General features: G+C 61.4%; 6 protein-coding genes. 2 read left to right on the top strand and 4 right to left on the bottom strand.

Translation table 11 applies throughout. From position 1 onward, the window contains the following. Window positions 1-16 precede the first annotated feature (16 nt). The 4 genes from HX803_RS27975 to HX803_RS27960 form a co-directional block, all read right to left on the bottom strand. Window positions 17-1,849: an ABC transporter ATP-binding protein gene (locus tag HX803_RS27975; RefSeq protein WP_178925284.1), complete on the bottom strand. Its 1,833-nt coding sequence runs from the start codon at window positions 1,847-1,849 to the stop codon at window positions 17-19. Between the two features lie 83 nt (window positions 1,850-1,932). Beyond that, window positions 1,933-2,496: a peptidylprolyl isomerase gene (locus HX803_RS27970; RefSeq protein WP_178925282.1), complete on the bottom strand. Its 564-nt coding sequence runs from the start codon at window positions 2,494-2,496 to the stop codon at window positions 1,933-1,935. A 3-nt stretch (window positions 2,497-2,499) separates the two neighbouring features. Then, complete coding sequence (locus HX803_RS27965; RefSeq protein WP_178925280.1) at window positions 2,500-3,303, bottom strand: alpha/beta fold hydrolase; 804 nt, start codon at window positions 3,301-3,303, stop codon at window positions 2,500-2,502. A 14-nt stretch (window positions 3,304-3,317) separates the two neighbouring features. Further along, window positions 3,318-4,241: a LysR family transcriptional regulator gene (locus HX803_RS27960; protein ID WP_178925278.1), complete on the bottom strand. Its 924-nt coding sequence runs from the start codon at window positions 4,239-4,241 to the stop codon at window positions 3,318-3,320. 50 nt (window positions 4,242-4,291) lie between these two features. On the opposite strand from HX803_RS27960, the gene HX803_RS27955 reads away from it, so the two are divergent. After that, complete coding sequence (locus HX803_RS27955) at window positions 4,292-4,606, top strand: 3-phosphoglycerate kinase (RefSeq protein ID WP_178925276.1); 315 nt, start codon at window positions 4,292-4,294, stop codon at window positions 4,604-4,606. Window positions 4,607-4,757: 151 nt separating this feature from the next. Then, window positions 4,758-5,021: NAD(P)H-dependent oxidoreductase (locus tag HX803_RS27950; protein ID WP_178925274.1), on the top strand; the 264-nt coding region annotated here is incomplete at its 3' end.

Below are 5,021 nucleotides of genomic sequence, written 5' to 3'. Positions count from 1 at the left end.
CCGGCTCCTACAGGGGTCAGTCGATGCCGACGAACCCCCCGGTCTGGTGATGCCACAATCGCGCATACAGCCCGCCATGGGCCAGCAGCTGGGCATGGCTGCCGCTCTCGGCGATCTGGCCTTTCTCCAGCACCACCAGGCGGTCCATGCGCGCAATGGTCGACAACCGGTGCGCAATCGCTATCACCGTCTTGCCTTGCATGAGGGTTTCCAGGCTCTCCTGGATCGCCGCTTCCACTTCCGAGTCCAGGGCCGAGGTGGCTTCGTCCATGATCAGGATCGGCGCGTCCTTGAGCAGCACGCGGGCGATGGCAATGCGCTGGCGTTGCCCACCGGAGAGTTTCACCCCGCGTTCGCCCACGTGGGCGTCCAGCCCGGTGCGGCCTTCGGAGTCGGACAATAATGGGATGAACTCATCGGCCCGCGCCTTGTGCACGGCGGCCCAGAGTTCTTCGTCGGTGGCGTCGGGCTTGCCGTACAGCAGGTTGTCGCGAATCGAACGGTGCAGCAGCGAGGTGTCCTGGGTGATCATGCCGATCTGCTCACGCAACGACTCCTGGGCGACTTCGGCAATGTTCTGGCCATCGATCAGGATACGTCCGCCTTGCAGGTCGTAAAGGCGCAGCAGCAGGTTGACCAGGGTTGATTTACCGGCGCCCGACGGGCCGATCAAGCCGATCTTCTCGCCGGCCCTGATCTCAAGGTTCAGGCCGCCAATGATCCCGCTCTTCTTGCCATAGTGGAAATCCACCTGCTCAAAACGTACTTCGCCGTGGGGCACGCTCAGGCGCGGCGCGTTCTCGCGGTCGATCACCGCCAGTGGCTGGGCGATGGTCTTCAGCCCGTCCTGCACCTGGCCGATGTTTTCGAAAATGCCGTTGACCACCCACATGATCCAGCCGGACATGTTGACGATGCGGATCACCAAACCGGTGGCCAGGGCGATAGCGCCCACGGAGATCAGCGACTGGGTCCACAGCCACAAGGCCAGGCCGGTGGTGGTCACGATCAGCAGGCCGTTCATGCTGGTGATCACGATGTCCATGCTGGTCACCACGCGGCTGGCCAGCTGGGTTTTCTCTGTCTGCTCGACGATCGCTTCCTTGGCGTACTCCTGCTCATAGCTCGTATGGGCGAATAGCTTCAGGGTGGTGATGTTGGTGTAGCCGTCGACGATGCGGCCCATCAGCTTGGAGCGCGCCTCGGAGGAAATCACCGAGCGTTCCTTCACGCGAGGCACGAAGTAACGCAGCGCCAGGCTGTAGCAGATGATCCAGGTCACCAGCGGGATCATCAGGCGCCAGTCGGCTTCGGCAAACAGCACCAGGGAGCTGATGGCGTAGATCGCCACGTGCCAGATCGCGTCCACGGCGGCCACGGCGGAGTCGCGCAGGGAGTTGCCGGTTTGCATGATGCGCTGGGCGATACGCCCGGCGAAGTCATTCTGGAAGAAGTTAAGGCTCTGTTTGAGCACATAGCTGTGGTTTTGCCAGCGAATCAGGCTGGTCATGCCCGGGCTGATGGTCTGGTGCACCAGCAGGTCGTGCAGGGCGCCGAAGATCGGGCGCAACAACAGGGCGACCACGGCCATCCAGATCAGCTCGCTGCTGTGGATCTGGAAGAAGTCTGCGGGCGGCGTGCCCTGCGCCAGGTCGATGATGCGGCTCAGGTAGCTGAACAACGCCACTTCGATCAACGCGCCGATCAGGCCCACCACCAGCAGGGCGGCGAAGTGCGGCCATACCTGGCGCAGGTAGTAGAGGTAGAAGGGCAGGACTTTATCGGGAGGGGCCGCGCTGGGAGCGTCGCGGAAGATATCGATCAGTTGTTCAAAACGACGATAGAGCATTAGGGTTGACGCCCGCCTGGCGGGCTCTCCTGTTCAAATGCGCGCGGTGCCTTGTGGGCACCACGCGAAGCTACCTGCAGACCTCAGTCGATGCGCTTGGCCGACTTGATCACGACAGGATCGATTGGCACGTTCTGCATGCCCTGCTTGGTGGTGGTCTGGGAGTTGACGATGATGTCGACCACGTCCATGCCTTTGACGACCTTGGCGAACACGGCATAGCCGGCGTCGCGGCCCGGGTCGAGGAAGGCGTTGTCGGCCACGTTGATGAAGAACTGGCTGGTGGCCGAGTTCGGGTCATTGGTGCGGGCCATGGACAGGGTGCCACGTACGTTATGCAGGCCGTTGCTGGCTTCGTTCTTGATCGGCGCTTCGGTCGGCTTCTGCGACATCTGCGCGGTGAAACCACCGCCCTGGACCATGAAGCCCGGGATCACGCGGTGGAAAATCGTGTTGGTGTAAAAGCCCTTGTCGACATAGGCCAGGAAGTTCTTGGTGCTGATCGGCGCCTTGACCGGGTCCAGTTCGATTTCGATGTCACCGTTGGTGGTGGTGATCAGCACGTGGGGCGCCTTGGCAGGCTCGGCGGCCATCAGGTTGGCAGCGAACAGAACGGAACCGGCGAAGAAGGCGATTTTTTTCAACATGGGTCAGTGATCCTGGGTAGTGGTTTCGACTGTCTTTAGAAAATCGAGCAGGGTAGCGTTAAAGACTTCGGGTTGATCCAAGGGCGTGGCATGGCGGGAATCCTCGATCACCACCAGCCGCGCATCGGGCAGCAGTTTTACATAGTTTTCTTTCTGCGCCACGGGGGTGTAGTCGTGGTCGGCGCTGATGACCAGCGTAGGACAGGCAATTCGGGAAAGTTGTTCCTGCACGCCCCAGCCCACAATCGCATCGAAGCTGGCGAGATAAGCACGTTTGTCGTTTTTTGCCCAGCGTTCGGCCATCTTGCGGCGCAGGTCGGCCTGCTCCGGCTTTGGAAAAAGCCGGTCGCCCAGGGCCTTGCCAATGGTGGCTAGGCTGAGCACCCGCGCCAGGCTCCAGCGCTTGGCCCATTGCCAATAATCATCGGCGCTGCGCACCTTGACCTCGGGGGCGCTGTTGACGATGCACAGGCTCTTGACCTGGCTCGGTTCGTCCACCGCCAATTGGAATGCGATCATGCCGCCCATGGACAAGCCCACCACATGGGCGGGTGGCAGGTTCAGGTGTTCGATCAGGGCTAACAGGTCAAAGGTAAAACCCTGGATGCTGTAGCGTTCGCGGGGTTTGTCGGAGCGCCCATGGCCGCGCACGTCCACCACGATCAGGCGGTAGTGCCTGGCCAGCACCGGGATCTGCAGTTCCCAGTCCTGGCTGCTGGAGCCCAGGCCGTGGATCAGGATCAGCGGCGTGCCGTGGCCGTATTCCTCGTAGTGCAGGCTGCAGCCTTCATGGTCGAACCAGGCCATGGGTGAACTCCGTTTCAGGCTTGTTGTGGCGCGGCGAAAGGTGCATCCAGGGGCGCGGTGTCAAAGGTGCGCAGCAGATCAATCAGGATCTGCGTGGCCGGGCCCAGGGGTTTGTCCTTGTTCGAATACAGGTAGAAGGTCGGGTTGCGGCTGCCGCCTTTTTCCAAGGGTAGCTGCTTGAGCAGGCCCTCGCTGAGTTCGCGCTCGATCATGTGCCGGGGCAACCAGGCAAAGCCCAGGCCGCTGCTGACGAAGGTGGCGGCGGTGGGCAGGCTGCCGACGGTCCAGCGTTGCTCGGCGCCCAGCCAGCCGACGTCCCGTGGTTGCTGGCGGCCGGAGTCGCGGATCACCACCTGCATCTGGCTCTCCAGGTCCTGGAAACTCAGCTCGCGGTTGAGGCGGTGCAACGAGTGGTCGGGATGGGCCACGGCGATAAATTCCACATCGCTCATTTCCGTGCCCAGGTAACCCGGGATGATGAACCCACTGATGGCCAGGTCGGCCATGCCATCGAGCAACAACTCCTCGACACCCGACAGCACCTCTTCACGCAGGCGCACACGGCAGCCCCGGCTTTGCGGCATGAAGGCGGTGAGGGCGCGCACCAGGCGCGCGTTGGGGTAGGCGGCGTCCACCACCAGGCGTACTTCGGCTTCCCAGCCCTGCTCCATATGGTGAGCAAGGTCTTCCAGCTGGCTGGCGTTCTTCACCAGTTGCCGGGAGCGGCGCAACAGCACTTCACCGGCGTCGGTCAGCACGGCCTTGCGCCCGTCGATGCGCAGCAGCGGCACGCCGAGCTGGTCTTGCATGCGGGCCACGGTGTAGCTCACCGAGGACTGCGAACGGTGCAGCGCTTCAGCCGCCTGGGCGAAGCCACCATGGTCGACCACGGCTTGCAGCGTGCGCCATTGATCAAGGGTAACGCGGGGCGCTTTCAAGATGAGCTCCTCTTGTCCTAAGCTAGGCAGTCCTTATTGGAGACTGCCGAATGAGAAAATTCTGTTGTGTGTTGCTGGCGATGCTGCCGCTGAGCGTCTTTGCCTACCCCATCGACGTGACGAAAAAGATCGACGGCGTGAAAGTGGACTACACCGCTTCCGACGTGGACGGCGACATCAGTTCGATCCAGCTCAATAACTACGGCACCAACGATGCCGTGTGTTCGGTAACCTTCACCAATGGCCCGGAATCGCCGCGCATGCGCAAGGTCACGGTGCCGGCTGGCAAAAGCACCAACACCACGGTCAAGTTCAGCCGCGCCATTATCAAGATGCGGATCGCCTTGGCTTGCGCACCGAAATAAAGCAGTGGCGGAGCATGCCTACAGCAATACTCCGCTTATAAACAAATTTATAGATGGGTTATAGCAGTTTTTTGCGCTTTTTTATCGAATGGGCCCTGGTTAATCTTTTCTCCATCGACTTACAGCAATTACAGATGGAGCCTACGTAGCCATGTCCAACGTTCTGATCATCGAAAGCAGCGCCCGCCAGCAGGATTCAATCTCCCGCCAACTGACCCAGCAGTTCATCAGCCAATGGCAGGTCGCCCACCCGGCGGATCAGATCACCGTACGTGACGTGGCCCTCAACCCGGTCCCGCACTTGGACGCCAACCTGCTCGGCGGCTGGATGAAACCGACTGAACAGCGCAGCGCTGTGGAACAGGCTTCCTTGGACCGCTCCAACGAATTGACCGACGAACTGTTGGCTGCCGAC

The sequence above is a fragment of the Pseudomonas sp. P7548 genome (assembly GCF_013386585.1).
In the GTDB taxonomy this organism is placed as follows: Bacteria; Pseudomonadota; Gammaproteobacteria; order Pseudomonadales; family Pseudomonadaceae; genus Aquipseudomonas.
The sequence above is the reverse complement of the archived record's forward strand: the minus strand, read 5'-3'. Positions and strand labels throughout refer to the sequence as shown.

Coding starts and splice junctions, on each gene's coding strand:
- HX803_RS27975 (WP_178925284.1), bottom strand. CDS start 1,849: ATGCTCTATCGTCGTTTTGAACAACTGATCGATATCTTCCGCGACGCT.
- HX803_RS27955 (WP_178925276.1), top strand. CDS start 4,292: ATGAGAAAATTCTGTTGTGTGTTGCTGGCGATGCTGCCGCTGAGCGTC.
- HX803_RS27970 (WP_178925282.1), bottom strand. CDS start 2,496: ATGTTGAAAAAAATCGCCTTCTTCGCCGGTTCCGTTCTGTTCGCTGCC.
- HX803_RS27965 (WP_178925280.1), bottom strand. CDS start 3,303: ATGGCCTGGTTCGACCATGAAGGCTGCAGCCTGCACTACGAGGAATAC.